Annotated in this window: 22 protein-coding genes and 2 pseudogenes; 10 read left to right on the top strand and 14 right to left on the bottom strand. The window is 61.4% G+C overall.

The window, feature by feature from the left end; translation table 11 throughout:
• Nucleotides 1–38 precede the first annotated feature (38 nt).
• Nucleotides 39–917: a ring-cleaving dioxygenase gene (locus V1280_RS21915; protein ID WP_334528685.1), complete on the bottom strand. Its 879-nt coding sequence runs from the start codon at nucleotides 915–917 to the stop codon at nucleotides 39–41.
• Nucleotides 918–1,356: 439 nt separating this feature from the next.
• Between V1280_RS21915 and V1280_RS21920 the strand changes: the two genes are divergently transcribed.
• Complete coding sequence (locus tag V1280_RS21920) at nucleotides 1,357–2,991, top strand: MFS transporter (RefSeq protein WP_334528687.1); 1,635 nt, start codon at nucleotides 1,357–1,359, stop codon at nucleotides 2,989–2,991.
• 21 nt (nucleotides 2,992–3,012) lie between these two features.
• Here V1280_RS21920 and V1280_RS21925 read toward each other — a convergent pair whose 3' ends face one another.
• A complete protein-coding gene (locus tag V1280_RS21925) occupies nucleotides 3,013–4,044 on the bottom strand; it encodes a LacI family DNA-binding transcriptional regulator (RefSeq protein WP_334528688.1) in 1,032 nt (343 codons plus the stop codon).
• Between the two features lie 106 nt (nucleotides 4,045–4,150).
• Between V1280_RS21925 and V1280_RS21930 the strand changes: the two genes are divergently transcribed.
• The 7 genes from V1280_RS21930 (at nucleotide 4,151) to V1280_RS21960 (ending at nucleotide 9,910) form a co-directional block, all read left to right on the top strand.
• Nucleotides 4,151–5,080 carry a dioxygenase family protein gene (locus V1280_RS21930; RefSeq protein WP_442895148.1) on the top strand — a complete coding sequence of 310 codons (930 nt, stop codon included), beginning with the start codon at nucleotides 4,151–4,153 and terminating at the stop codon, nucleotides 5,078–5,080.
• A gap of 23 nt (nucleotides 5,081–5,103) precedes the next feature.
• Entirely contained in the window at nucleotides 5,104–5,847 is a 744-nt protein-coding gene (locus V1280_RS21935; protein ID WP_334528691.1) for an SDR family NAD(P)-dependent oxidoreductase, read from the top strand.
• An 11-nt stretch (nucleotides 5,848–5,858) separates the two neighbouring features.
• On the top strand, nucleotides 5,859–6,770 hold the full coding sequence (locus V1280_RS21940; protein WP_334528694.1) for a 3-keto-5-aminohexanoate cleavage protein: 912 nt from the start codon (nucleotides 5,859–5,861) through the stop codon (nucleotides 6,768–6,770).
• 9 nt (nucleotides 6,771–6,779) lie between these two features.
• On the top strand, nucleotides 6,780–7,805 hold the full coding sequence (locus V1280_RS21945) for a quinone oxidoreductase family protein (protein WP_334528697.1): 1,026 nt from the start codon (nucleotides 6,780–6,782) through the stop codon (nucleotides 7,803–7,805).
• 4 nt (nucleotides 7,806–7,809) lie between these two features.
• Complete coding sequence (locus tag V1280_RS21950; RefSeq protein WP_334528700.1) at nucleotides 7,810–8,196, top strand: cupin domain-containing protein; 387 nt, start codon at nucleotides 7,810–7,812, stop codon at nucleotides 8,194–8,196.
• Nucleotides 8,193–9,536, top strand: a complete 1,344-nt coding sequence (locus tag V1280_RS21955) for a dicarboxylate/amino acid:cation symporter (RefSeq protein ID WP_334528703.1) — start codon at nucleotides 8,193–8,195, stop codon at nucleotides 9,534–9,536. The genes V1280_RS21950 and V1280_RS21955 overlap by 4 nt, the downstream gene beginning before the upstream one ends.
• Nucleotides 9,537–9,706: 170 nt before the next feature.
• Nucleotides 9,707–9,910 carry a hypothetical protein gene (locus tag V1280_RS21960; RefSeq protein WP_442895149.1) on the top strand — a complete coding sequence of 68 codons (204 nt, stop codon included), beginning with the start codon at nucleotides 9,707–9,709 and terminating at the stop codon, nucleotides 9,908–9,910.
• Nucleotides 9,911–10,693: 783 nt separating this feature from the next.
• Here V1280_RS21960 and V1280_RS21965 read toward each other — a convergent pair.
• The 8 genes and pseudogenes from V1280_RS21965 to V1280_RS22000 form a co-directional block, all read right to left on the bottom strand.
• Nucleotides 10,694–11,123 (bottom strand): annotated as a pseudogene (locus V1280_RS21965) (DUF1275 family protein); the annotation flags it as partial.
• Nucleotides 11,124–11,148: 25 nt separating this feature from the next.
• A complete protein-coding gene (locus tag V1280_RS21970; RefSeq protein ID WP_334538381.1) occupies nucleotides 11,149–11,313 on the bottom strand; it encodes an alginate export family protein in 165 nt (54 codons plus the stop codon).
• Nucleotides 11,314–11,316: 3 nt separating this feature from the next.
• Nucleotides 11,317–12,198, bottom strand: a pseudogene (locus V1280_RS21975) (alginate export family protein); the annotation flags it as partial.
• On the bottom strand, nucleotides 12,164–13,072 hold the full coding sequence (locus tag V1280_RS21980) for a glyoxalase (RefSeq protein WP_334528706.1): 909 nt from the start codon (nucleotides 13,070–13,072) through the stop codon (nucleotides 12,164–12,166). The gene V1280_RS21980 and the pseudogene V1280_RS21975, both read right to left, overlap by 35 nt.
• A gap of 28 nt (nucleotides 13,073–13,100) precedes the next feature.
• Nucleotides 13,101–13,520, bottom strand: a complete 420-nt coding sequence (locus V1280_RS21985; protein ID WP_334528709.1) for a DoxX family protein — start codon at nucleotides 13,518–13,520, stop codon at nucleotides 13,101–13,103.
• Between the two features lies 1 nt (nucleotide 13,521).
• On the bottom strand, nucleotides 13,522–15,402 hold the full coding sequence (locus V1280_RS21990) for an amidohydrolase (RefSeq protein ID WP_334528712.1): 1,881 nt from the start codon (nucleotides 15,400–15,402) through the stop codon (nucleotides 13,522–13,524).
• Nucleotides 15,399–15,689, bottom strand: a complete 291-nt coding sequence (locus V1280_RS21995) for a XapX domain-containing protein (RefSeq protein ID WP_334528715.1) — start codon at nucleotides 15,687–15,689, stop codon at nucleotides 15,399–15,401. Before V1280_RS21995 ends, V1280_RS21990 begins: the two co-directional genes overlap by 4 nt.
• A gap of 55 nt (nucleotides 15,690–15,744) precedes the next feature.
• The gene (locus tag V1280_RS22000) at nucleotides 15,745–16,434 is read right to left on the bottom strand and encodes a hydrolase (protein ID WP_334528718.1); all 690 of its coding nucleotides are present in this window, start codon (nucleotides 16,432–16,434) and stop codon (nucleotides 15,745–15,747) included.
• Nucleotides 16,435–16,743: 309 nt separating this feature from the next.
• Between V1280_RS22000 and V1280_RS22005 the strand changes: the two genes are divergently transcribed.
• Complete coding sequence (locus V1280_RS22005) at nucleotides 16,744–17,370, top strand: AraC family transcriptional regulator (RefSeq protein WP_334528721.1); 627 nt, start codon at nucleotides 16,744–16,746, stop codon at nucleotides 17,368–17,370.
• Nucleotides 17,371–17,842: 472 nt separating this feature from the next.
• On the opposite strand, the gene V1280_RS22010 is transcribed toward V1280_RS22005, so the two are convergent.
• The 4 genes from V1280_RS22010 to V1280_RS22025 all read right to left on the bottom strand — a co-directional run bounded on the left by V1280_RS22010 (nucleotide 17,843) and on the right by V1280_RS22025 (nucleotide 22,958).
• Nucleotides 17,843–18,610 carry an enoyl-CoA hydratase/isomerase family protein gene (locus V1280_RS22010; RefSeq protein WP_334528724.1) on the bottom strand — a complete coding sequence of 256 codons (768 nt, stop codon included), beginning with the start codon at nucleotides 18,608–18,610 and terminating at the stop codon, nucleotides 17,843–17,845.
• Nucleotides 18,611–19,029: 419 nt separating this feature from the next.
• Nucleotides 19,030–19,413: a hypothetical protein gene (locus V1280_RS22015; RefSeq protein ID WP_334528727.1), complete on the bottom strand. Its 384-nt coding sequence runs from the start codon at nucleotides 19,411–19,413 to the stop codon at nucleotides 19,030–19,032.
• A gap of 344 nt (nucleotides 19,414–19,757) precedes the next feature.
• A complete protein-coding gene (locus V1280_RS22020) occupies nucleotides 19,758–22,616 on the bottom strand; it encodes an ATP-binding protein (RefSeq protein WP_334528730.1) in 2,859 nt (952 codons plus the stop codon).
• 90 nt (nucleotides 22,617–22,706) lie between these two features.
• Complete coding sequence (locus tag V1280_RS22025) at nucleotides 22,707–22,958, bottom strand: hypothetical protein (RefSeq protein ID WP_334528733.1); 252 nt, start codon at nucleotides 22,956–22,958, stop codon at nucleotides 22,707–22,709.
• Nucleotides 22,959–23,061: 103 nt separating this feature from the next.
• On the opposite strand from V1280_RS22025, the gene V1280_RS22030 reads away from it, so the two are divergent.
• On the top strand, nucleotides 23,062–23,943 hold the full coding sequence (locus tag V1280_RS22030) for a LysR family transcriptional regulator (RefSeq protein ID WP_334528736.1): 882 nt from the start codon (nucleotides 23,062–23,064) through the stop codon (nucleotides 23,941–23,943).
• The last annotated feature ends 108 nt before the right edge of the window (nucleotides 23,944–24,051 follow it).

Consider the following 24,051-nt stretch of genomic DNA (forward strand, 5'->3'; position numbering starts at 1 on the left):
GATAGCCGCCGGGGGGCTCGCTCGCTCGATGGATCGCTTCAATTCAGCGGTGGCAGGATCGCCTGCAACTCGGCACGGCGCTCTTCGAGAAAGGCAGGAAGCTGAAGGTTCTGGCCCAGCCCGTCCGGCGCCTCGTCGACCGCGAAGCCCGGGCCGTCCGTCGCGATCTCGAAAAGCACCCCGCAAGGCGCGCGAAAGCCCACGGCATTGAGGTAGGTCCGCTCGATCGGATCGCTCACCACGATGCCGTAGGCCGCCTGCAGTTTTTCGACCATTTCCGATCTGTCGTCGCTATCCCTCGAGCGGAAGGCGACGTGTCGGACGGTGCCACCGCCCAGTCGGCCCCGCGAAGACTTTCCGATCATGCGCAGCGTGATCGCGCCGCCAGGGCCGTCATGGGCCACGAGGCGCATGGCCCCGTTCCGATGAGAGACAAGGCGGAATCCGAATACCTTCTGAAGAATGTCGATGGTCGCGTCCTCCTCGCGAACGTCGAGCGTAACGCCGTGAAGGCCCTGCAGGGTAAGTTCGGCAGGGGATGATCGGCTGGTTGACGCCGATCGTGCTTCCCACGTCTCGATCAACGAAAGCGCCGTACCATCGGGGTCTGCGAAACAAAGCATGCGCTCGCCGAACGGCGACATCTCCGGTCGGTTGGGCACATGCAGAGATTCGAGACGATCCGCCCACAGATCCAGCGAATTCGGCCCCACCCGGAAGGCGGTCTGTACGACCTCGCCGACGCCAATCATCCCCCGCGTCACGCAATTCCAAGCGAGCGTGCTCATCACGGCGCCCGGAGTTCCGACATCGTCGCCATAGTACACGTGATAACTGCCGGGGTCGTCATAGCAGACGGTCTTCTTGACCCGCTTCAGTCCGAGCGCCCCCGCATAGAAGTCCGCGGAGCGGCGCACATCCCCGATGATGGTCGTAACGTGATGAAGTCCCCGTGCGTTCACGCGGTTACTACCTAATCCGTGGTCCCGAGGGGGTCCGCTCGACGCCGAAATCCGCCTTGCGGTCTCTCATCCTCACCTGGGTTGCCGGCCGTTTCAAACACACAATCCCGAACATCACCACTAGGTCTTGGACTTTCTCACGATGTCGGAGCGGCCGCCTGAGCAAATATTCGGCAGGAGCCCGGGCGTTCCGCTCCTGCCTCGACGCAATCGTACAAAACGCCTTGAGAACCTGCAATCAGTCCCGGGCTGGCTCGACGAAGGATGCCCCGAATCCTTGTACGGGGAAACGAGATCGGGGTATTGCCCCTGACGTGCCATGAGCAGGCGCGCAAACGCGGATGCGCGCCGCCGGTATCCGCTCTGTTGGGCGTGGGGAGCTTGATGAGGTTCGATGCCACCACCCGATGAAAAGCCAAATCAACCATCCGCGGCGCCCAACGCTTCTCCGTGGATCGCGTTTCGTCATATCGCGTTCACGGTAGTCTGGTCGGCGACCGTCGTCGCCAACGTGGGAACCTGGATGTACAACGCCGCGTCCGGTTGGCTTATGACCAGTCTGGCTGCCGACCCGTTCACCGTCTCGATGGTTCAGGTGGCGAGCAGCCTTCCCATGTTTCTGTTCGCGCTTCCCGCGGGGGCACTCGCCGACACTGTCGACAAACGCCGTTTTCTGATCGGCTCCGAGATCGTACTCACGGTGTTCGCGGCGACGAGCGCTGTTCTCGTCTGGCTCGACTTGATGAACCCGTCGATACTCCTCGTGTTCACGTTCCTCCTTGGCGCGGGGGCGGCATTCACCGCACCTGCATGGCAGTCCATCGTACCTCTGCTGGTCCCGAAGGAGGACCTAGCCGCAGCGGTGACGAGCAACGGTGTTGGTGTCAACATCAGCAGGGCGATCGGGCCCGCGTTGGGTGGCGTCGTCATCGGCGGATTGGGCATCGCCGCACCCTTCTGGATCAATGCACTGAGCAATTTCGCGGTGATCGGAGCGCTGCTGTGGTGGCGTCCCCCAACATTGCAAGGCAGTGGGCTTCCACCAGAGCGCCTGACCGGTGCACTGGTGGTCGGATTTCGGCACGTCCGCTTCAACTCCAATCTGCGCGCAACGCTCGTCAGGGCCGTGGCGTTTTTCTTCTTCGCGAGCGCATATTGGGCACTTCTCCCGCTGGTCTCGCGCACTCAGATCGCCGGCGGTCCTGAACTCTATGGCCTGCTGCTGGGCGCCATCGGCCTGGGGGCCGTCGTCGGCGCTTTCGCCCTGCCCACCTTGAAGACGGCGCTCGGTCCGGACCGGCTCGTTGCCGCGGGGACGCTTGGGACCGTGCTTACCCTGATCTTGTTGGGCATCGCGCGTCATCCCGCGCTCGGGCTTGCCGCCTGCCTGGTCGCGGGCATTTCGTGGATCGCCGTCTTGGCCAGCCTCAACGTCTCGGTTCAGGTCTCGCTCCCGGACTGGGTGCGCGGCCGCGGGCTGGCCATGTTCGTCACGGTTTTCTTCGGAGCGATGACCGCCGGTAGCGCGCTTTGGGGAGAGCTTGCCTCCACGCTCGGCTTGCCCACGGCGCACTTCATCGCGGCCGCTGGCGCTCTCCTCGGCATCGGATTGACTTGGCGCTGGAAGCTCCAGTCCGGAGCGGGCGTGGATCTCGCGCCGTCGATGCACTGGCCTGCGCCGGTCTTGGCGATCGATACGGAAGCCGATCGCGGTCCGGTGTTGGTGACGGTCGAGTACCGCATCGATCGGAAGAAACGGGACGCCTTCCTGGTTGCGGTCACGGATCTGGGTCGGCAACGCCGGCGAGACGGCGCCTACGCCTGGGACGTGTTCGAGGATGCGGCCGATAGTGAGCGTTTCCTTGAGACATTCATGGTGGCGTCCTGGCTCGAACATCTGCGGCAGCATCAGCGCGTGACCAATGCGGACCGGGTCGTCCAGGATGCGATCCGCGAATTTGGCGCCGCGACCGAGCCGAAGGTCACTCACTTCATAGCGGCCAAGCCGTCGTCTACGGCATCCGGGTGAGTTAGGCGAAGAGGCGCACTTTCAGCGCTTTGCGCGCTGCGCCGTTGGTCTTGAGGATGCAGTCGAACTCCTCACAACAAGCTCGGGACACAGCACGACGTGGCGGATTTCGTTGCTGCCGGTTTCGAAGCTCTCGACCAGCATCCGGGCTGCCATCCGCCCCATTTCACGATGTTCGATGCGAACCGTGGTTAAGGAAGGCGACACCACGTCCATCAGAGGCATGTCGTTGTGGCCGACGACCGCAACGTCCTCCGGACAGCGGAGACCGGCTGCCCGCAGCGCATCGAGAACACCCAATGCGATCAGGTCGTTGGCGGCCGCCACGGCCGTGACCGCAGATCGCTTCAACCCCGCGGCCGCTGCACTCCCCGCCTGGCGCGTATAGTGCGATGCCTCCCGTACGATTCCCTCCAGTCCATGGCTTTCCATGGCGCGCTTGAAGCCGTCACGCCTGAGCAGGCCGGTGGACGTCGTCAACGGCCCCGCCACGTGCGCGATACGTTTGTGCCCGAGGCTCACGAGATGATCGACGGCGAACCTCATGCCCATGTCGTCGTCGGACACCACGGACGAGACGCGATCCCGCGCTTCCGAGCGATTGACCAGAACGATCGGCAAGCCGCGCTCGAGACAATATCCGACCAGTTTGTCGTCCTGCGAGACGGTCGCCAGAATGAGGCCGTCGACACGCTGGTTGAGCAGCTTCTCGACGAAAGAGATCTGCTGCGAGGAGTCATTGCCGGCATCGGCCACGATGGGCGCGTAGCCTGCCGCCGCAAGCGTTTCGGCTATTCCGCCGAGGATGGGTCCGAAAACCGGATTGGCGATATCGGGCAGCAGCACGCCCACCAGGTTCGAGCGCCCGAGGCGGAGGCTCGCAGCCAGCCGATTGGGCCGGTATCCAAGCGATGCCGCCTCCGCTGAAATGCGCTTTGCGACGTCCGCGGCGACCAGGTGCTTCTTGCTGGGATCCAGCGCGCGCGACACCGTCGAGGGATGCACCCCCGTGGCGTCAGCGATCTGTTTGATGGTCGGCGACTGTCGATTCACCAGAGTTCTCTTCGGGTTAGGTCCTGCATGGCCATCATGATAACGCCCGGCTTGACTTATTGCAATCGATTGCATACTGAGCTGCAATCGATTGCAGGAGGCTCCAATGGCTCAGTCACACAGGCAAGAGACGTCTCAGGCCGGGATTATCGAGAACAGCGCCGATGTGACCCCGATCGTGCTGCGGGCCATGGCAGGCGCCCCGAACCTGCGGCTCCAAAGGGTCGCCGAGGCCTTCGTGAAGCACATGCACGCGTTCGCGCGCGAGGTGAATCTGACGGAGGGCGAATTCGAACTCGGCATCGACTTTCTCAACCGGATCGGCCAGGCCACCCACGACAGCCACAACGAGGGGATCCTCTTTGCGGACGCGATCGGCCTGTCCACGCTGGTCTGCCTGCTCAACAACGGCAATGCCGGGGCGACCGAGACGGCCGCCGCGCTGTTGGGTCCGTTCTGGCGGGCAAACTCGCCCCGCATCGGGAATGGCGAGTCCATCGTCAGGTCGCCAACTCCCGGTCCCGAACTATTCGTCAATTGCGAGGTCGTCGATAGCGCCGGTAAGCCGATCGAGGGCGCCGAGATCGACGTCTGGCAGTCCTCGCCGGTTGGCCTCTATGAAAACCAGGACGAGACCCAGGCGGAGATGAACCTGCGCGGAAAACTCACGACCGACGCAGCGGGGCAATTCGCATTCAGATCGGTGAAGCCGGCGGGCTATCCCGTGCCGACCGACGGACCTGTCGGCGATCTGCTGCGCGCACAGAACCGGGATCCCTACCGCCCGGCGCATATCCATTTCCTCGGCTTCAAGCCGGGCTTCAAGACGCTCATCACGCAGATATTCGTCGACGACGACGCGCACCTCGAAAGCGACGTGGTGTTCGGCGTCACCCGGGCACTGATCGGCGATTTCCGCCGGCATGACCGCGGGCCGCCACCGGCGCCCGACGTTTCTGCGCCCTGGTACACGCTTTCGCACCGCTTCGTCATGGAAGCAGGCGAAGCAGTCCTTCCCAAACCGCCAATCAAGTGAGATCCATGAACATCCAACCATGCATGACCGATAAGGTCGTCCTCATCGTCGGCGGGGCGGGCAGCATCGGCTCCGCCGCAGCGCGGCTCTTCGCCTCGCTGGGGGCCCGCATCGTCATCAGCCATCGTGACGAAGCGGGGGAAACGGCCTCCGCTGCGGAGCTCGTCGCCACCCTCTCCGGAGCGGGCCACGCGGCCCTTGTTGCCGACGTCGCGCAGACCGCGACGCTGACGGGGCTGCGCGGCGAGATCGAGCGGCGGTACGGCCGCCTCGACGTGCTGGTGAATGCCGCCGGCTTCACAAAGCCCGTGGCCCACGCCGACCTCGAGGCGCTCGACGACGAACTGATCGACAGGATGTTCGCCGTGAACTGGCGTGGTCAGTTCGCAACCATCCGCACCTTCGTTCCCCTTCTGAAGGCCTCCGGCGACGGTCTCATCGTTTCCCTCTCGTCGATCGCGGGCAGCAATGGCATTGGCTCGTCGATCGCCTATTGCGCGGCGAAGGCCGGCATCGACGTAATGACGAAATCCCTGGCGCGCGTGCTCGCCCCCGAAGTCCGGGTGCTCGCCGTGGCACCGGGCGTGGTCGACACCGGCTTCGTCCCGGGTCGCAGCGCCGATTTCAACAGCAAGACCGCGGCGACGACGCCGCTGAAGCGCATCGCCACCGCCGGTGACATCGCCTCCGCGATCCTCGCATGCGCCACGCAACTCGGCTTCGCCACCGGCACCACGCTGGTCGTCGATGGCGGCCGCTCGCTCTGAAGGAAACCACCATGCGATCTCCCCGCGACAAGGTCATCATGACCTGTGCCGTGACCGGCAACCTGACCACGCCCGAACAGACGCCCCATCTTCCCATCACGCCCGAGCAGATCGCCGACGCCTGTCTCGGCGCCGCCGACGCCGGCGCGGCCATCGTGCACATCCATGTGCGCGACCCGCTGACCGGACGCCCCTCGATGTCCCTCGACCACTACGTCGACGTCGTGGGGCGGATCCGTTCGAGCAACCCCGAGCTCATCCTGAACCTTACGACAGGTCCTGGCGGGCGCTTCGTGCCTTCCCCGGACGATCCCAAGGTCGCCGCCGCGGGCACGACGCTGATGCTGCCGGAGAAGCGGGTCGAGCACATTTCCGCGCTGCGGCCGGACATCTGCACGCTGGACCTGAACACGATGAACTCCGGCAAGGAGGTCGTCATCAACACGCCTTCGAACGTCCGCCGGATGGCGAAGGTGATCGCGGATTGCGGCGTCAAGCCGGAGATCGAACTGTTCGATTCCGGCGACATCGCGCTCATGCGCGACCTGCTCGAGGACGGTACACTGCAAGGGCCCGCGCTCTGCTCGTTCGTGATGGGCGTGCGCTACGGTTTCCAGCCAGGTCCGGAGACGGCGCTCTATGCCCGCGACCTGCTCCCGAACGACGCGGAATTCACGGCGATCGGCATCGGCAAGGCGGCATTCACCTCCGTCGCACAGTCCTATCTAGCCGGCGGTCATGTCAGGATTGGACTCGAAGACTCCGTCTACCTGTCACGGGGTCGGCTCGCGACCTCCAATGCCGAAATGGTCGCCAAGGCGCGGCGCATCGTCGAGGATCTCGGAGGAACGATCGCGACCGCTGCGGAAGCGCGACAGATCGCCGGATTGCCTGCCAAGTCACAATCAAGTCGCGCGGCGTAGGCGGTCGACATGGAAGCGAGCGTGAGCACAAGGAATTCAGTAGCCGGCACCGACGCTATCTGCGTGCGGTTGAACTCCAAGGCGGCCGATGCGGCTTCGATCGCGCCCGCGATCGAGACGAGGCCCCTCACCCGCAGCCCCGATGACGTCATCGTCGCGATCCGGGCCGCAGGCGTCAATCCCTCCGACGTGAAGGCGGCGACCGGCCTGATGCCCTATGCCGTATTTCCACGCACGCCGGGGCGCGACTTCGCAGGGATCGTGATCGAGGGACCGAGCGAGTGGCTCGGAAAAGCCGTGTTCGGCACCTCCGGTGACCTGGGCATTCGTCGCGACGGCACACATGCCTCGCACCTGGTCGTCGAGGCGGCGGCGCTCGTCGAAAAGCCGGTCGCGATTTCGATGGACGAGGCCGCAGGCGTCGGGGTCCCGTTCGTGACGGCCATCGAAGGATTTCGCAGAGCCGGAATGCCTAAGCCCGGCGAGCACGTTCTGGTGATGGGCGTGAACGGCAAGGTCGGCCAGGCCGCCGCTCAACTTGCGACGTGGCAAGGAGCCAAAGTCATCGGCGTGGTGCGGAGGGACGAACCCTATGCCGGCCACGCCAGTGCTCCGGTGGAGATCGTCAACGCCGCGGCCACGGACGTCGCGCAGCGGGTCCGCGAGCTCACCGATGGCAGGGGCGCGGACATCGTCTTCAACACGGTCGGCGATCCCTACTTCCAGGATGCGCACCATTCGCTCGCCAAGGGCGGCCGGCAGATCCTGATCGCCGCGGTCGGCAAGACCGTGCCGTTCAACATTCTGGAGTTCTACCGGGGCCGCCATACTTATATCGGCATCGACACGCTTGCGTTCTCCTCCATCGAGAGCGGCGAACTGCTGCGCGGCGTGATGCCTGGCTTCGCAGCAGGCAAGCTCAAGCCGTTCCCGATTTCCGGGCGCGCCATTTATCCGCTTGCCGAAGCCAGGGCCGCCTACACGGCGGTGATCGGGTCGTCCCGCGATCGCGTCATCCTGCGACCGGCGGGCTGAGTTCATGCACGTCGTCCGCTTCGCCGACGCCCCCGAATACGCTGCTCCTGGGCACGTCGACATGTCCATGGTGCGGCTTCAGGGCAGAGAGGCTGGCCCCTCGGCCGACCTCTGGATGGGCGTTTCCGTCATCGCGCCGGGCGGCGGAACGACACTGACGTCGTCGCCCCAGGAGAAAATGTACGTGGTCCTTGAGGGTACGGTCGAGCTCTCCAACGGCAGGACCGACGTCTCGCTCGGCAAATGGGACTCCTGCCGCATCGACGGCGGGGAAAATCGCCGGCTGAGCAATCGAACGAATGCGCCCGCGGTCGTGCTTCTCGTCATGCCGCTGCCGGCCGAAGAACGCATATCAACCCAGAAACAAAAAACGGGCGGAGAAAATCGATGAGCACGATCGTCAAGGAGAAGGCAACGCGGAGGCCGTTCTACGCAGTCCTGTACGTGCAGGTGCTCGCGGCCATCGCGGTCGCGGTCGTGCTCGGCCATTATTGGCCCTCGGTCGCGGTCGACATGAAGCCGCTGGGCGACGGCTTCATCAAGCTGATCAAGATGGTGATCGCCCTCGTCATCTTCTGCACCGTCGTCACCGGCATCGCCGGGATGTCCGACATGAAGAAGGTCAGCCGCGTAGGCGGCAAGGCGCTGCTCTATTTCGAAGTCGTGTCCACGCTGGCGCTCCTGATCGGCTTCCTCGCGGCGCATGTCGCAGCGCCGGGCACCGGTTTCAACGTCGATCCGGCGACGCTTGACGCGAAGGCTGTCGCGCAATATGCCGGCAAGGCGAAGGAGCAGACGATCGCGGAATTCGTGCTCAACATCATTCCGAACACCGTGATCGACGCATTTGCGCGCGGCGACATTTTGCCGGTGGTCCTGACTTCCGTCTTGTTCGGGTTCGTCCTGGCCCGCCTTGGCGATCGCGCCAAGCCGATACGCGACATGATCGACGCCGGATCGATGCTTGTGTTCGGGGCCATCAACGTCATCATGCGGTTCGCCCCGGTCGGCGCGTTCGGCGCAATGGCGTTCACGGTCGGCCGGTATGGAATCGGCTCGCTGGGACCACTGATCAAGCTGGTCGGGCTTTTCTATCTCACGTCGGCCCTGTTCGTATTCGGCGTGCTCGGACCGATCGCGTGGTGGTCCGGATTCAGCATCTGGAAGTTCCTCCTCTTCATCAAGGAAGAAATCCTGATCGTGCTCGGGACGTCATCGTCCGATCCCGTTCTGCCGAGCCTCATGGAAAAGCTGGAACGGCTCGGCTGCTCGAAGCCAGTCGTCGGTCTGGTAGTGCCTACGGGCTACGTCTTCAACACAGACGGTTCTTCGATCTACATGACGCTCGCGGCTCTCTTCGTCGCGCAGGCCACAAACACAGATCTCACGCTGTCCCAGCAGTGCGCCATCTTTGCGGTCGCGATGGTCACCTCCAAAGGCGCGAGCGGCGTCACCGGCGCTTCCTTCATCGCACTCGTCGGCACGCTGTCCGTAGTGCCGACCATTCCGGTCGCCGGGATGGCCCTGATTCTCGGCATCGATCGCTTCATGAGCGAGGCGAGAGCCCTGGTCAACGTGATCGGTAACGGCGTTGCCACCATCGTGATCTCGCGCAGCGAGGGCGAGCTCGATTCCGCCCGCTTGGCTGCGGTGCTCGACGGGAGGATGCCGGAAAGTGAGGCGACTAAGGTTTCGGGGGGCCAGTTGGCTGAGCAGCCTACGCTCCCCTGAATCTGCGAAATCGTCTCCTGGATGCCCAAGCGATACAATGCGCGGTCGCGATCCGGAGGCTTGGTGAGGGCAGGCAATGGAAGGTAAGCCGGCTGGGCGGGAACGGTCTGGATCGCCGGAAGGCGACCGCCGACGGCCCCCACGGCCGCGCGAACGGAAAGAGGAGGCGAATGGCTGAAGTGACCGACTACGTCGCTCTACCATTCGTTCTCTCCGACGACGACGTGGTCGCCGGCGAGGTGGCGGAGTGCTTCAGCGCCAGTGCCGCGGCCATGCGGGCCGAGGCGCTGTCGCGCAGGTCCAGACACGCCGCCGCCGTCGCGTTCAGCCGCAGCGGGATCCGGCAACGGGGGATTTCGGCGACGTCGAGCTGATATATCCGCGAGCGGCGACTTCGGCGAAACGATCAAGCTTTGTCTGGAGTTCGGCTCTGGCTACGAATTTCGCACGTTCCAAATCGGTGACGAGGGCTTGGTGCTCGGCCGGTCGGTGCAAGCCGGCCACATAGTGCCCCTCTTCCAAAGCGAGCGCGACCGCATCGAAACCCGCCGCAACAATGGCGGCTGGTGCATCTCTAACGTTTGCCTTGGCGGTAAGAAGGGCCTGTAGGAGCGGTAAACCAGGACTGCCACCTGCTTTGTGATCGAACAACAGCCCTCAAATCCATCGGTGCGGCGAAAAAACCACGGCGATTTTTCGCAGCATCTCTAATGACTCCCAGGATCGAGTCGTTTTCAAAACGAAAGCACCGATGATCGAGTCGTTTTCAAAGTCAAAATCGAGTCGTTTTCAAAATGCGAGGTCTGGCGAAATCAACGGGATAGCCGAGTCGTTTTCAAAGTGGCCCCACACAGTATGCGGACACTTTGAAAACGACTCGATTTCCGCTTTAAGAACGACTCGATTTCGTTTTGAAAACGACTCGATCTCGCATCCTCCTGACGCGGCTGACGAATTTCGCCTCGATGTTTTCGCCCATTTTTGAGCTCGAAAAAACCGAGGGGGTCTATTCGAGCTTATTGGGCCTGAAGATTTGCCGGCGGCCTATTGGTCTGGCACTTGCGCACGAGGGTCGTCAGCCCGCACGGAAGTTTGCACTTGGGCTGGATCAACGTTCTTGCGTTGTGCCCATTCGACGAGATTGGCCGGACGGTACTTTGGGTCGAGGCGCCAACGCCCGAAGACACTGGCATCGATCGTCTCGTTGAGACCCGATGTGCGGCGTTCTGGATGGCCATCGCCGCAACGAGTACCATCCCGGTGATTACCGCTTGCCAGGTATCGCCGTTCTTGAAAGGACCGAACTCGATCGCCAGCGCAGCGCCGACGATCAACAGGAGCACCTTAAGGTCGAGCATGACTTCGAATACGGAACGCCACCGCGGCGTTAGTGCCGAGCTAAGCAGGCGGACAGCCACGACGACCGCACAGAAGACCGGAAGGGCTAGGAGTTTCGCAACGGCTCCCGACGTACCGAGAACAAGCGACGCACCAAGGGACACGAAATTCCCAGTCACATGGGCTGTGAAAAGACCTTGCCGTGTCGACATAGCCTGCGGTGAGGCTCAAGAGAAACGGCACGATCATGGGACTTCCGCTCGATCCAGCTGCACTACCATCCCCGTTTAATTTCAACGCCGACATAGTTTGAGTCATGGCCGCCAGCGTTGCGCAATGCGCCACCGATTGCAAAGTGCACCGCCTCGATTGCGAATGAAGTTGCGCGGTCTATAGTCCAATCGAGCCGAACCTGGCCGTAGCTTCCGGTATCGAAAATGTTTCTTCGTTCGTCGCCGGACGCATTTGCAAACTGCGCGTTGGCCTGTGTGAAATTGGCATAGTAACCGGCGATAAACAGGGCCTCGGAAACCTTATACTCTGCCCGCGCCATCCCGAAGGTCTGCGCGGAGACGCTGCTGTAATCGTCGAATATCGTAACGTCCCGGACCAGGACCGGTAGGCTGTAAAAAGTGATAAACCGCCAGGGTCCATTCTCGTAGTCAGCCCAAGCGGCGTCGTAAGATTGTCGGACGTTGGGGCCATCGCGAACGGATACGAAGCGCTGGAGATCGAAGGCAAATTGCTGCCGTCCGGCCCGCAGCTTAAGCGTTCCGCCTCCGATTGGCTCGGTCAAAGCCACCCACGCCTGCTCGAGATCAAGCCGGTCCCGATCGACCGGCGTCAACATGGTCTTCCAGGGCGCCTAGTCAGCCTGAAATTGCACGAACGCCTGGATTTGATTGTCTACGCGGAGATCGGCATGGAATTCGCTTCGGCTGATAACGTAATTCTGGCTGCGGTTCGGCCCGGTACCGAAACTCGCCGCATTGTTGGACTCGAAGCGCTCACGCGTGTTGGCGCCGAGTGAGAGATAGGTGTACGGATCGATGGTCGACAGCGGTATATAATTTGAGCTGATCAAACGGCTCACGCGGCACGCGTGGGTCCGCGAGCACCGACCAGTCTTCCTGCCAGCGGTTGAACATGATGGCAGGCCGCTGCGGCGCGGAAGCCTGAGACTTCTGATCATCCGCCCAGGCCATCTGAGGCGCCGCCAAACACAGTACGCCTGCCGCCCATTCCCTCCGCAAAAGCAATCGTGCCAGCAGGAATGCCATCCCTTCCCCTTACTTCGGCGCTGCCGCATGAATCTCCGCAACATATCCACCGGGGAATTGTACCATGGCTTCGGTCCGCCCGTCAGAGGTGTAGGGCTCGACGAGCAAGGTAGCCCCCGAGGCCTTGGCCTTCATCAGGGTTTCCTGCAAATCCCCCACCTCATAGCCGGTCAGTTCCCGTCCATACGGGTAAGGCAAGTGGCCATCGGTGACGAGGATCGTCATCTTTCCGAATGCCGATTCAATGTGGATACGTCGATATGTGTCTTTGGCTCGGCCGATCTCGATCCCCGCGGCGCGCGCATCGTCGGAAACAACCTTCCCGTGCGAAAACCGCAGGAAGCTGCGGGTAAAGGCATCCGCCCGCTCAGGCGAGACGTAAACGCGGTTCTCGGGAATTGTCTCGAAATGTGTATAGGATGGCTTCGTCGTGTGCCAGTAGAGTTGCATATTCACGCCGCCCGGCCACTGGATCACGGCATCGCGTCCGATGGGATCCGGAAAGGCCGCCACCAGCACGTCCGCGCCCGAGTCCCGGGCCGCGTTGATCGCCTCGTCGAGGTCCGTAACGAGATAGCCCGTCCTCTCAGCACCAAACGGATGAGGAATGGGCGTCTTGAATCCAAACAGCGACACGGTACCAACCGGCGTCTGAAGGAGCTGGGAAGTCGTGCTGCTCGGTGTCGGCGTCACCGTGGCAACGATCTGCTTCGTGCTCTGACCTCCGAACGTAGAGAGAAAACTGGCCGCGAACTTGTCCACGTCTTCGGGAGCGACATAGACATGTGTGGTGTCGTATTGCGCGCCGACGCCGATCTGTCGCGCGGTACGCGCTTCCTGATCCCGGGCGATTGCCACGGATGGAGATAGCAGTGAGCACACCAGGAGGATTTCAATCAGATGACGCTTACAGGTCATGGAACACCTCGATCACGGAGTTGAGCGCTCATTTCAGGCGCAAGGACAGTATGGACACGAGCACCAGGCCGGCGATCAGACCCAAATGCTCGAAAAAGGCATTCACGGCCAGGAAGCGATCGTGACCGGCTTTGGCCCAGAAATCGTTTGCGGTGAGCATGGCGAACGCCGTCAGCACGCCGAGCCCGCCGGCTCCCAGCCACACCCAGCGGCCAAAAATGACGAGCACGGAGCCGCCGAGTTCGACGACAATGGCTGCCGCGGCCCAAAGCCACGCTGGCTGAAGTCCGAAATGCGCCTGCTCCGAAACGGCCCCAGGAAAATCGATGGCTTTCTGAATTCCGCCGATCAGGAACGCAGAGACAAGCGCTATTCTGGCCGCCGCCGCAACCCATGACCAAGACAGGATTGTCGCGACCCAGCTCGGCGTATCCGATTTGGCGAACATCTCACACCGCCCAGCAGGCACAACCGAGTGCCCCCCAGAAACTCTTGAGATCCGAAACCGGCAGCTTTCCGGACCACGCGCGCGGGTGATCATGGCCGTGCACGGCGCAGGCATGAGCGCAGCCACACATCTGCATCGCCTGCATGCGGACGGCCTGCGCTTTGCCGCCCTGCTCGGCCCAGCTGCCGTACCCGCCGAAACTGCGCACTGGCGACCAGTCGGGCATAGCGGCCGGCGGCTCGCTGTCGTCGAGAGCCTTGAACTCTCCCGCACCATAGACGACGCGTCCACCTACTACCGTCAGATCGCTTGTGATGTCGCCGATCTCGCTCTCGGAGCAGGAGAAGAAATCGCGATCCGGAACGATCAGATCTGCAAGCTGCCCGACCTGGATACGCCCCTTTTTCCCCTCCTCATTTGAGAACCAAGTGACATTTTCGGTCCACATCCGAAGTGCGGCTTCGCGATCGAGGCAGTTACGCTGGGGGTACAGTCGCAGGCCGCCTACCGTCATGCCCGTTACGAGCCAAGCCAACGAAACCCAGGGATTGTAGGAAGCGACGCGTGTTGCATCCGTGCCGGCGGAGATCTTCACGCCCTTGTCCATGATCTTCCTGATCGGCGGCGTCGCTTCGGCCGCGCCGAAGCCGTAGCGCTCGACGAAATATTCGCCCTGATAGGCCATGCGGTGCTGCACGGCTACGCCGCCGCCAAGCGCCGCGATACGGTCGATGGACTGATCGGAGATGGTCTCGGCATGGTCGAAGAACCAGTGCAAACCATCCAATGGCGTGTCCTCGTTAACTTTCTCGAACACGTCGAGCGCTCGCGAGATCGTCTCGTCGTAGGTCGCGTGCAGCCGCCATGGCCATTTGTTCTGAGCCAGGATGCGGACGACGTCTTCGAGCTCCCCCTCCATTTCCGGCGGCATATCCGGACGAGGCACGCGGAAATCCTCGAAGTCAGCTGCCGAGAACACCAACATCTCGCCGGCGCCGTTGTGGCGGAAGTAGTCGGTACCCTGCTTGTATTTCGAGGTCCTGGTCCAGTTCAGGAAATCGTCTTTCTCGCCCTTCGGCTTCTGCGTGAACAGGTTGTAGGCGAGGCGGATAGTGAGCTGGCCCTCGTCGGAGAGCTTCTGGATCACCGCATAGTCCTCCGGATAGTTCTGGAAGCCCCCGCCTGCGTCGATGGCGCCGGTGACGCCGAGGCGATTGAGCTCCCGCATGAAGTGGCGGGTCGAATTGACCTGGTAATCGAACGGCAGCTTCGGGCCCTTGGCGAGCGCCGCATAGAGGATGTTGGCGTTGGGCTTGGCGATCAACAGCCCGGTGGGGTTGCCGTTGGCATCGCGCACGATCTCGCCGCCCAGCGGTTGCGGCGTATCCTTGGTATAGCCCACCGCGCGCAGCGCCGCGGCGTTGAGGATGGCGCGGTCGTAGAGGTGCAGCAGGAACACTGGGGTGTCGGGGGCCACCGCGTTCAGCTCATCGATGGTCGGCAGGCGCTTCTCGGCGAACTGGTGCTCGGTGAAGCCGCCGACCACGCGCACCCATTGCGGCGGCGGCGTGACCGCCACCTGGCGCTTGAGCATGGTCATGGCGTCGGCGAGCGAGCGCACGCCATCCCAGCGCAACTCCATGTTGAAGTTAAGCCCGCCGCGGATGATGTGCAGGTGATTGTCGATCAGGCCCGGCAGCACGCGGCGGCCCTTGAGGTCGATGATCTTCGTATTGGCGCCGGCGAGCGGCATCACGGATTGGTCGTGGCCGACCGCTATGAAGCGGCCATCGCTGATCGCGACCGCGCTCGCCGCGGGATTGGTGCGATCGAGGGTGGTGAACAGGCCGCGGTGCAGGATGACGTCCGGTGCATTGCTCATGATCCAATCTCCTTAGTCGTTGCCTTGGCAGCGGCGTTCGATTGCAAACTCCGACCGCCAGGCAGCATACCGAACATATGCGGCGCACACTTCGCCTGCCGCCAGGCAGCGGCAAGCCCATGACCCGCAACGACCTGTTTGGCGATGGGGACGATCTGCTCGCCAGCAAGAATGCCCAACAATCCAACCAGGGCCACCAGCGGCGGCGCCGGCGATCGGACGTTGAGCAGGCTGTAGATGACGCCGACCAGAAGGCCGGCGCCGAGGGACAGAACATACATTTTCATAGCACCCGCCACGGAGCGAGAACGGAGCTACGGATCACCAGACGAAGCGAAGCTTTCACTTCGCCGGGTTTGGTCCGATACGCTGGCCATGCTTGACGCGCTCCGGCGCCTTGTGCACGTGCGTATAGGCATAGTCTACGCCCATACCGTATGCTCCTGAAAACTCCTTCACGATTCCCATCACGGCATCGTATGTCTCTCGGCGCGCCCAATCGCGCTGCCACTCGAGAAGTACCTGCTGCCACGTCATTGGCACCATGCCAGCCTGAATCATTCGATCCATCGCGAACTTTTGCGCGTCCACCGATGTGGCGCCTGACGCGTCCGCGACTATGTACATTTCGTAGTCAGTGTCGTGCAGACAACTGAGGGCAAAGGTGTTAACGCAAACCTCCGTCCAGAGGCCCGCGACAACGACCTTCTTGCGGCCGTCCGCTGCATGCTTGGCCAACGCATCGCGGACGTTCTGATCGTCCCAAGAATTCATAGAACTGCGTTCGAGGATCTGATTCTCGGGAAACACCGCAAGCAATTCGGGATAGGTGTTGCCGGAGAAGGACTCGGATTCGACCGTCGTGATTGTCGTAGGGATCCGAAAGACTTTCGCAGCCTTAGCCAGGCCGACGACATTGTTCTTCAACGTCTGTCGATCGATCGATTGCACGGCAAACGCCATCTGAGGCTGTTGATCGATGAAAAGGACCTGACAGTTTTTGGGGGTCAGAACTTCCAGATATTTCGCCATCGCTTTCTCCCTTGCGATTTTCGAAGTCACTTCGGCTGGAATTTCATCCACCTGCCTCGAAATATCTTGCAGTCTGCCGCCTCAAATTGACTTTTGATGTCGTCCTAGTTCGAACACTTGCCCGCTCGCTCACGTGCAGCTTTTCGGTGACGTCGCCGACGCTCGTGCGGACCTGGTCTCGGAACCGGAACCGGAGCTCTTTGCCAAGTTCGCCGCCTGCGCTAACGAGTTTTGACAATCTTTAACTGGCCGCTTTGTCGTCGTTGGCTCAATCTATCGAGCGTGGTATCAATAGAGAGGCGTCGTTCGGTGTTGGAAAAACCGCTAAGTACTCCTGATACACCAGCGATCGGCGACAACCTGGTCGCCCATTTACTGGGTGAAGCGCTTGCCCTTCTCGACCGGGACCGCAACAAGGCTCGCCGACGGATCGAGCACGCCTTTGCGTTGTCTAGACCGCGCAACGACAGCAAACTCATAGAGAACGGGGGGACACTGGCGGGCTGGCAACTACGTCGTGCCATCGGCTACATAGAGAACAATCTCGGCACGAGCCTCCGCATCGAGGAGGTGGCGATCCAGGTGCATCTCAGCGCAAGCTATTTTTCCCGAGCATTCAAAGCGAGCGTGGGTGTCTGCTATACGGAATTCGTCGCCCAAGCCCGGATCGCCCTCGCGAAACGTTTGCTGCTCACGACCGAACTACCGATTGCGGAAATCGCCCTCTTGTGCGGGTTCTCCGACCAACCCCATCTCACGCGCGTTTTCGGCCGGGCTGTCGGCGTGCCGCCATATACTTGGCGCCGGCAGCTCGTCGGTGCCGCCCACGAGCAGGGAGGCGCGGCAATTGAATCCACAGATCGAGAAACATTGGACGAGGCGCTGTGCAATCGTCTCATCGAGCGAATGCAAAATCGCCGTTCGTTGGAGCGTTGACGACTTCCTTTTCGCCGAAAGGACGGCCAACTCGCCGCATGTGCCTGTGCCTGCCCTTAGCCATGGCCCCGATGTTCCGCTCCGAGGCTACTTCCACGACCTAAAGATCGCCATAGATCCCCTCGACGATGTTGACCTTGCTTGCGATCAGAACACCGTAGCGCATGTCGGTCGCAACGGCCCCGCCCGTATTTGAGTTCGGTTCACGAGCGCGATCTCGGCTGCGCTCCCTCGCATGACGGCTGCCATCGCACGCGCGCATCTGACATTGCCTGTCCCGACGATCCCGATCTTCATGTAAGGCGCCCGCAGATCGTGAAGCCGACTGAAAGCCCCTGAGTTTGGTCGCTTGGCTGATACCTCGCCCGAAGATGCGACCTAATCGGCTCGACCAAAGTGACCACGCCTTGACTAACGACCGCTAGACGATTGATCGCAACCAGACGAGCTTCGCCCGACGATGGGTCACCGGTCAGTTTTTCGACCTTCTGCGCGCGACGTCGGCAGCAGTTATCCCTTCAAGCGCAAGCCCGTAGCCGACTCCTTCGTCGATCAGACGTCGCAGCCGCTGCGTGAGAGCGATGCGAGTATAACTGCTTGTGAGCGGCGGCATCTTAACGATGCCTTCGGCTATCTCGTACGCGCGAGCAAGTAAGCCGGCTGCCGGCACGATCTCGTTTACCACGCCCCACTCTTTCGCAGTCTTGGCGTCGAGCTTCTGCCCAGTCAGAAGGAAATATCGGCCTCGGATCGAGCCAATCACTTCCGGCCAGAGAAGGTGCATACCGTCTCCCGGGGTGATGCCGAACTCCGGATGAGGAAAGTCCTGAAATACGGTTTCCGGCGTCGCAATTATGATGTCGGTGAGCAAGGCATACTCACTGTGCAGCAGGACCGGTCCGTTGAGGGCTGTGATCATTGGGACCTCAATGTCCAGTATGTTCATGAGGACCCTTTTGCCCTCGCGATAGATCTTGTCGTAGCCCATGGGCGTGAAGAAATCGAAGCCATCTTCGGTAATTGTATCCATGAACGCGTCGCCGGCTCCCGTCAGGATCACGACCCGGTTTTCTCTGTCCTCCCCGATCGCATGGAACAGGTCGACAAACTGTTCGTGCGTAAAACCATTGAAGACGAGCTTGTCCCCGTTCGTATGCAATACGACCTGCAGCACGCCGGTACCTGAACGCGTGAGGCGCGCGTTCGGGAAGGATTCGCGGTAATCTTCGAAGCGTGACATTTGAGTCTCTCCAGTATGGTTCGAACCGGCTCAGTTGTTCGGCCCAGGGTAAGCCAGAAGTCCGCTAGGAACGGCTGCTTACCCAACCGAGATGACTTACGTGGCGATGACGTGGGCGATGGCCGAACGCACAAGCTCGGACTGTTATTATCGATCAACCTATCGGTCGGTTCTTGAAGTTTCTTGTCAGGATTGAATTCCAATGTCGCAGCAGGCGCTCGAACGCATGGCCCGCCCGTCTTGCTACGAGCCAGATGTGTTCGCCAAGATGCAGGCGCACCAACGGACCGAAAGCTCGCGTTGCGTTCTTCGATCCCGGTTTCATTTAGTCGCCCACGTCGTGCACGCCGTTTTCCGACAAATGGGTCGTCTCGAAAGGTTGCAGGGCGAGCGTGGAGCGGCCCTCGCGCGAAAGCGGATCAAATATCACGGCGATTGCGCAGGATGATCAATTGGGCAATGAGTTCGTGGTACGCCGTGAAATAAAACGCCAGGACAAGTGGGTCAGGTAACCCGCGCTTATCGAAATTTCCATCAACATCGGCAGTGACAATGAAATTTCCGTAGTGACTCACTATTTTTGTGACCGCGATCGTCAGCCTATCGCCGATGATGTCTCGCTCTGCCCAGTCCCTGATGGCCGCTTTGCCCCAGTAGTCGCGCAATTGATCGTTGACGAGGGCATCGTCGGCAAATGTGCCCAGTAATCGTTCCAAATCGAAACTGTTCGTTGCTTCGACGAATCCAGCAACCAGCGGAGGGAGCCGGATAGGAACATCGGGTGAAGATGGGGAACTTGGCATGTCAGTCCACTACCGTCACAGAAGATATTCTCACCAACATGACTGAGTTGGGGAGCCTTGGCGCATTGTATGATGTAAAAAAGTGTAAATTGGAACGGCTTCTCACGCGCTCTGTGGATCTTCCACGGCGATCGTGAGGCGGTTCCGGCATATCCGCCTAAGGTTCTATCAAGAACCACCACGATCATGGTTCCATATTTTGAGGAAGCGCGATCTGGAAATCCACGTGACACTCCGCCGCTGGAACGTGAGCAAGACTGCTTATAGATGGACCTTGATCTAAACCATTTAGGCCACCTTCGGGGCGGCGCCAGCCGCCTGGCGTCACACACTTGCGATAAGGTTCATCCGTCTTGCGAGATCATCGCATGCGCCAATTTCAGATCCAAAGTATCGAAACCTTCCGTGAAACGGTCGTAGACGCCGGCCACGCATTGACGGGCTTCGACACTCTCGCCATCTTCCTGAAGAAGGACCGCAAGTGCCATGGCCGCCCTGAGTTCAAGACTGAGCGCATGTTGTGCCTGCGCCTTCGCAATCGACGCCCTCAAACATGTCCTGGCGGATGCACGCTCCTTTCGCGCGGCAAGGATTTGCGCCTTGACGCGTAGCAGTTCGGGCATGTCAAACTCGGCACCTGTATGAGTCGCGGAGGCAATTGCACCATCGATCGTAAAGAATGCCTCTTCGAACTGCCCGATTTTTCGAAGGCCTTCTGCGAGCGCCCCCATAGCTGCGGTACGAACCACGTGGTACCGCTCGGCTTGCATAATTTCCAACGCTTCCCGCAATGACTCTGTTCCAGCTTGTGCCTCGCCACTGGCGACCTGAAGTTCGCCCTTCAGCCCAACCCCCGCGGCGCGATAAGGCCGCAGAGCGTATCTTTCGGCGTATACTATCAACTGTTCGACCAACTCCCAGGCCCTGGAGAAATTCCCAGTCCAGAAAATGACCGAAGCGCCGTAGAGCAGGGATGTGCAAACACATACAGGGTGGTTTCGGCCACCGCTCATTTCATCGATTGCATTTTGTGCTGTTCGCAGCGCCCGATCCGGAAACCCACGGAGCCACAAGACTCTGGCAAGAGCCACGATGGCTCCTGTGCGATTGATGCTTCCAAAGTAGTTGTTAGCGTGGTGTGAGCCGACTTCGGCGTCAAGTGACATTCCTTTTTCGATATGAACCTGCGCTGAAGCCTGATCTCCACGCATGTAATGCGAAACACCCGTCATCCACTCGGCCCAGACAAGGCCGGCAGGGTCTGAGATTGCCTGCGCCACGCGCCTTCCGCGTTCGACAGCCGCTCGCGCGCCGCGAAGGTCACGTTGCCGGACGAGGAACAGATTCAAGCTCGCCAAGAGTTGCAATTCGCGCGGCCTGTCCTCGAGTGCCTCGGCGAGTACGAGCCCGCGCTCGAGCGCGGCGCGAGCGCGGGCGTCGTGTCCGCGAGTGTACATAGACGCGAGCGCCAGAGCTTCCTGGAGAATCATCTCCGTTCGCGCGTCAATGCTGTTATCCTCGAGAGCGGCCAAAGCCCTTTCGCAAAAGTATCTGCACTCTTCCAGCAAAGATAGGCCCGAGAGCAGCGGCGCCGCTTGCGCAACTAGAGCTGTTCCGAAGGCGGGATCCCCACGATCCGACAGTGCCCACTCCAGCGCCGCACGCACGTTGCCTATATGTGGGGCGTATAGCGAAAAATCGTGTTGGCCGATCCTCGAGCGGGTAATCTCGTCGCGTTGGAGAAACTTGGAATAGTATTCCGCATGACGGCGCGCGATGGAATCTGCTTCACCACGCTCGGCGAGCTTTGCTCGGGCGTATGCGCGTGTCGTATCGAGCACCCGATAACATGTCGCTTCGGATGCCCGGGTCGTCGATATAAGCGACTTCGTCACTAGGCTTTCGAGAGCCTCGATAGAACTGGCCTCGTCTGCTCCCGCCTCCCACGCAACCGAGCAGGCTGCCTCAACCGTGAAAACCCCCACGAATACCGAGAGCCTGCTAAGAACGGCCCTTTCCTGCTCGGGAAGGAGGTTGTAACTCCAGTCGAGCATCGCGTTCATGGTTTGGTGCCGGGGCAACCCGCTTCGGCGTCCGTGCCAGAGCAGGCTGAAGCGATTGTCGAGCAGCTCCGCAATTCCACGAATCCCGAGAGAGCCGGCGCGACTGGCCGCGAGCTCGATGGCGAGCGCGATTCCATCAAGTCGACGACAGATCGCAGCGACGATCGGTGCGTCAACGTCGCTCAATGCCGTACTATGGCCAGCGGCCGCTGCCCGTTCCACAAAAAGCTGAGCAGCCGAATATCTGAGCACCTCCGCGGCAGTCAGATCGGCATCCGCCGGCGGAAACTCAAGTGAATATAACAGGTGGACGTGCTCTCCCTCGACGCGAAGCGGCTCGCGGCTGGTCGCGAGAATATGCGCTTGTGGCGCCTCGTTGACGAGGCGTCCTGCAAACGCCGACGCCGCGTCAATCACGTGCTCACAGTTGTCGAGAATCAGAAGGATCTTTCTGTCGCCTAGAAATGCCACAAGGCTGCCGAAAGGATCGTGAGCCTGAACCATAAAGCCGAGCGCCGAGCCGACTGTCGCCAGCACGAGTTGGGGATTTGTCAACGCGCTCAGATCGATAAAGACAGCGGCGCCACGGAAGCCGCGCAGCAACAAATGCGCAACTGAAATGGCGACCGTCGTCTTTCCTATGCCACCTGGGCCCACGATGCTCACGAAGCGTCCCATGATGAGCTGCTCGGATACGGCTCGAACGACTTCATCCCGACCGACCATCCGTGCCAATGGCAGCGGCAGCTTCGTCGACAGCTCAGCGTCAGCGTTTTCTTCGGCGGTGGTCGACCGCGTTGTCAAATGCGACACAGGTGCGACAAAGCAATAGCCGCGACCGGCGACGTTAGATATGTAACGAGCGCCCTCCTCTCCGTCGTTCAGCGCCTTACGAAGGGCCGCGATCTGCACGCGGAGATTTCCGTCATAGACGGTCACATTAGGCCAGGCGCATGAGATCAGCTCGTCGTAGCTGACGACTTCGCCCGCACGTTCCGCTAGGGCAAGCAGGAGATCGAACGCGCGGCCACCTAGAGGTACCGGTTCGTCGACCCGCTTCAGCTGCCTGCCAGTCACAAACAAACTGAATGGCCCAAAGGAAAGGACTTCGTCCTGGAAGGAATGACGATGATCATTCATGCAAGTGTTCCGCTCACAGGAGCCGGCGCGGACATTCGCGCGAAGCGGAGTTCCTCGCTGGGACGACTTTACGCCGGATCCTCATGAAGTCTACTGCGCCATGCTTGATTTCGGAGAGTTGGCTCTCGAGCAGCGCAACAGCGCCTCAAAATGCGGCGCGGCGATGATCGCGAGGCTTGCCACCGCGCTGCCCGTCATCGCATATGCGAACAGCGCGTCCCTCACCGTTCCAGACAGGGACTGCACCGTTTCGAAGGCGATGGCCTTCGCGCGGACCGTGCCGCGGGAAACAGTTCCGGCGCTGCGGACCGTCATCGCGGTCACGTCTTGATAGGCGCCCATCGCTTCTCTCCTTGGACGGCTCGAATGCGTGGAGAGATGGCCAATTCTCGCGCGGCATGGCAGATAGGGCGGAGCGATATCGCTCATTCCTGCGGAGAATAGGATGGATCGTCTGGCTTCGATGGAGACGTTCGTGCGGGTGGTCGAAACGGGGTCCTTCTCCGGAGCGGCGCGGCAGCTTCGAGTAGGACAACCAGCCGTCTCGAAATCGGTCGCGCAACTCGAGGAATATCTCGGAGTCAAGCTGCTGACGCGCTCGACGCGAGGACTAACGCCCACCGAAGCCGGGCTTGGCTATCTCGAGCGCGCCAGGCGGGCGCTTGAAGAAGCGGCGGAGGCCGAGCTCGCCGCGCGTGGAGCGGGAGCAGGTCTCAAAGGACGATTGCGCGTCTGCGCCGCCGTCACGTTTGCGCGGATCCATCTCATTCCGATGTTGCCGCAGTTCATGGCGCAGCATCCGGAATTGGACCTCGAGGTGATCCTGGATGACCGTCAAATCGACCTGGTCCAGGAGGGCATCGATGTGGCTCTCCGGATGGGGAAGATGATGGATTCGACGCTGACCGCTCGGCGCGTCGCAAGGTGCAAGCGGCTCGTGCTGGGCACGCCCGCCTACTTCGATCGGGCAGGCACGCCGTCGACGCCGAGTGAGCTGAGCAAGCATCAGGCCGTCGTCTATCTGCAAGGAGAAGGCAGTGTGTGGTCGTTCAGGCGCGAAAGTACGGAATTGGCCGTTAGCGTTCAAAGCAGATTACGGGTGACCGCAGCGGAAGGTGTGAGAGCGGCGGTGCTCGCCCATGCCGGACTGACCGTCGCGTCGGAATGGATGTTCACCCCCGAACTGCGATCCGGCGCCGTACGTGCGGTCCTGTCGGAATGGAGTCTCCCGCCACTCGACCTATGGGCGGTGCTTCCGACCGGTCGTGCGGCGACGGCCAAAGCGCGAGCGTTCGTCGCCTTCTTCGAGCGTGGATTCAATGCGTAGGCGATGCAGCCGCGGGCGTAGTTCGCGCGACTCGTGAGACGAACGAGCATGTCTTCGATCCCGACCGGCATTCAACGCCTCGGGCAGATGAGTACGGTGACACGCAAC

The sequence above is a fragment of the Bradyrhizobium sp. AZCC 2230 genome (assembly GCF_036924495.1).
GTDB lineage: Bacteria > Pseudomonadota > Alphaproteobacteria > Rhizobiales > Xanthobacteraceae > Bradyrhizobium > Bradyrhizobium rifense.

Excerpts from the sequence above, each read along its gene's own strand:
- V1280_RS21920 (WP_334528687.1), top strand. The coding sequence starts at position 1,357 with ATGCCACCACCCGATGAAAAGCCAAATCAACCATCCGCGGCGCCCAAC.
- V1280_RS21930 (WP_442895148.1), top strand. The coding sequence starts at position 4,151 with ATGGCTCAGTCACACAGGCAAGAGACGTCTCAGGCCGGGATTATCGAG.
- V1280_RS21935 (WP_334528691.1), top strand. The coding sequence starts at position 5,104 with ATGACCGATAAGGTCGTCCTCATCGTCGGCGGGGCGGGCAGCATCGGC.
- V1280_RS21940 (WP_334528694.1), top strand. The coding sequence starts at position 5,859 with ATGCGATCTCCCCGCGACAAGGTCATCATGACCTGTGCCGTGACCGGC.
- V1280_RS21945 (WP_334528697.1), top strand. The coding sequence starts at position 6,780 with ATGGAAGCGAGCGTGAGCACAAGGAATTCAGTAGCCGGCACCGACGCT.
- V1280_RS21950 (WP_334528700.1), top strand. The coding sequence starts at position 7,810 with ATGCACGTCGTCCGCTTCGCCGACGCCCCCGAATACGCTGCTCCTGGG.
- V1280_RS21955 (WP_334528703.1), top strand. The coding sequence starts at position 8,193 with ATGAGCACGATCGTCAAGGAGAAGGCAACGCGGAGGCCGTTCTACGCA.
- V1280_RS21960 (WP_442895149.1), top strand. The coding sequence starts at position 9,707 with ATGGCTGAAGTGACCGACTACGTCGCTCTACCATTCGTTCTCTCCGAC.
- V1280_RS21980 (WP_334528706.1), bottom strand. The coding sequence starts at position 13,072 with ATGACCTGTAAGCGTCATCTGATTGAAATCCTCCTGGTGTGCTCACTG.
- V1280_RS21985 (WP_334528709.1), bottom strand. The coding sequence starts at position 13,520 with ATGTTCGCCAAATCGGATACGCCGAGCTGGGTCGCGACAATCCTGTCT.
- V1280_RS21990 (WP_334528712.1), bottom strand. The coding sequence starts at position 15,402 with ATGAGCAATGCACCGGACGTCATCCTGCACCGCGGCCTGTTCACCACC.
- V1280_RS21995 (WP_334528715.1), bottom strand. The coding sequence starts at position 15,689 with ATGAAAATGTATGTTCTGTCCCTCGGCGCCGGCCTTCTGGTCGGCGTC.
- V1280_RS22000 (WP_334528718.1), bottom strand. The coding sequence starts at position 16,434 with ATGGCGAAATATCTGGAAGTTCTGACCCCCAAAAACTGTCAGGTCCTT.
- V1280_RS22010 (WP_334528724.1), bottom strand. The coding sequence starts at position 18,610 with ATGTCACGCTTCGAAGATTACCGCGAATCCTTCCCGAACGCGCGCCTC.
- V1280_RS22015 (WP_334528727.1), bottom strand. The coding sequence starts at position 19,413 with ATGCCAAGTTCCCCATCTTCACCCGATGTTCCTATCCGGCTCCCTCCG.
- V1280_RS22020 (WP_334528730.1), bottom strand. The coding sequence starts at position 22,616 with ATGAATGATCATCGTCATTCCTTCCAGGACGAAGTCCTTTCCTTTGGG.
- V1280_RS22025 (WP_334528733.1), bottom strand. The coding sequence starts at position 22,958 with ATGGGCGCCTATCAAGACGTGACCGCGATGACGGTCCGCAGCGCCGGA.
- V1280_RS22030 (WP_334528736.1), top strand. The coding sequence starts at position 23,062 with ATGGATCGTCTGGCTTCGATGGAGACGTTCGTGCGGGTGGTCGAAACG.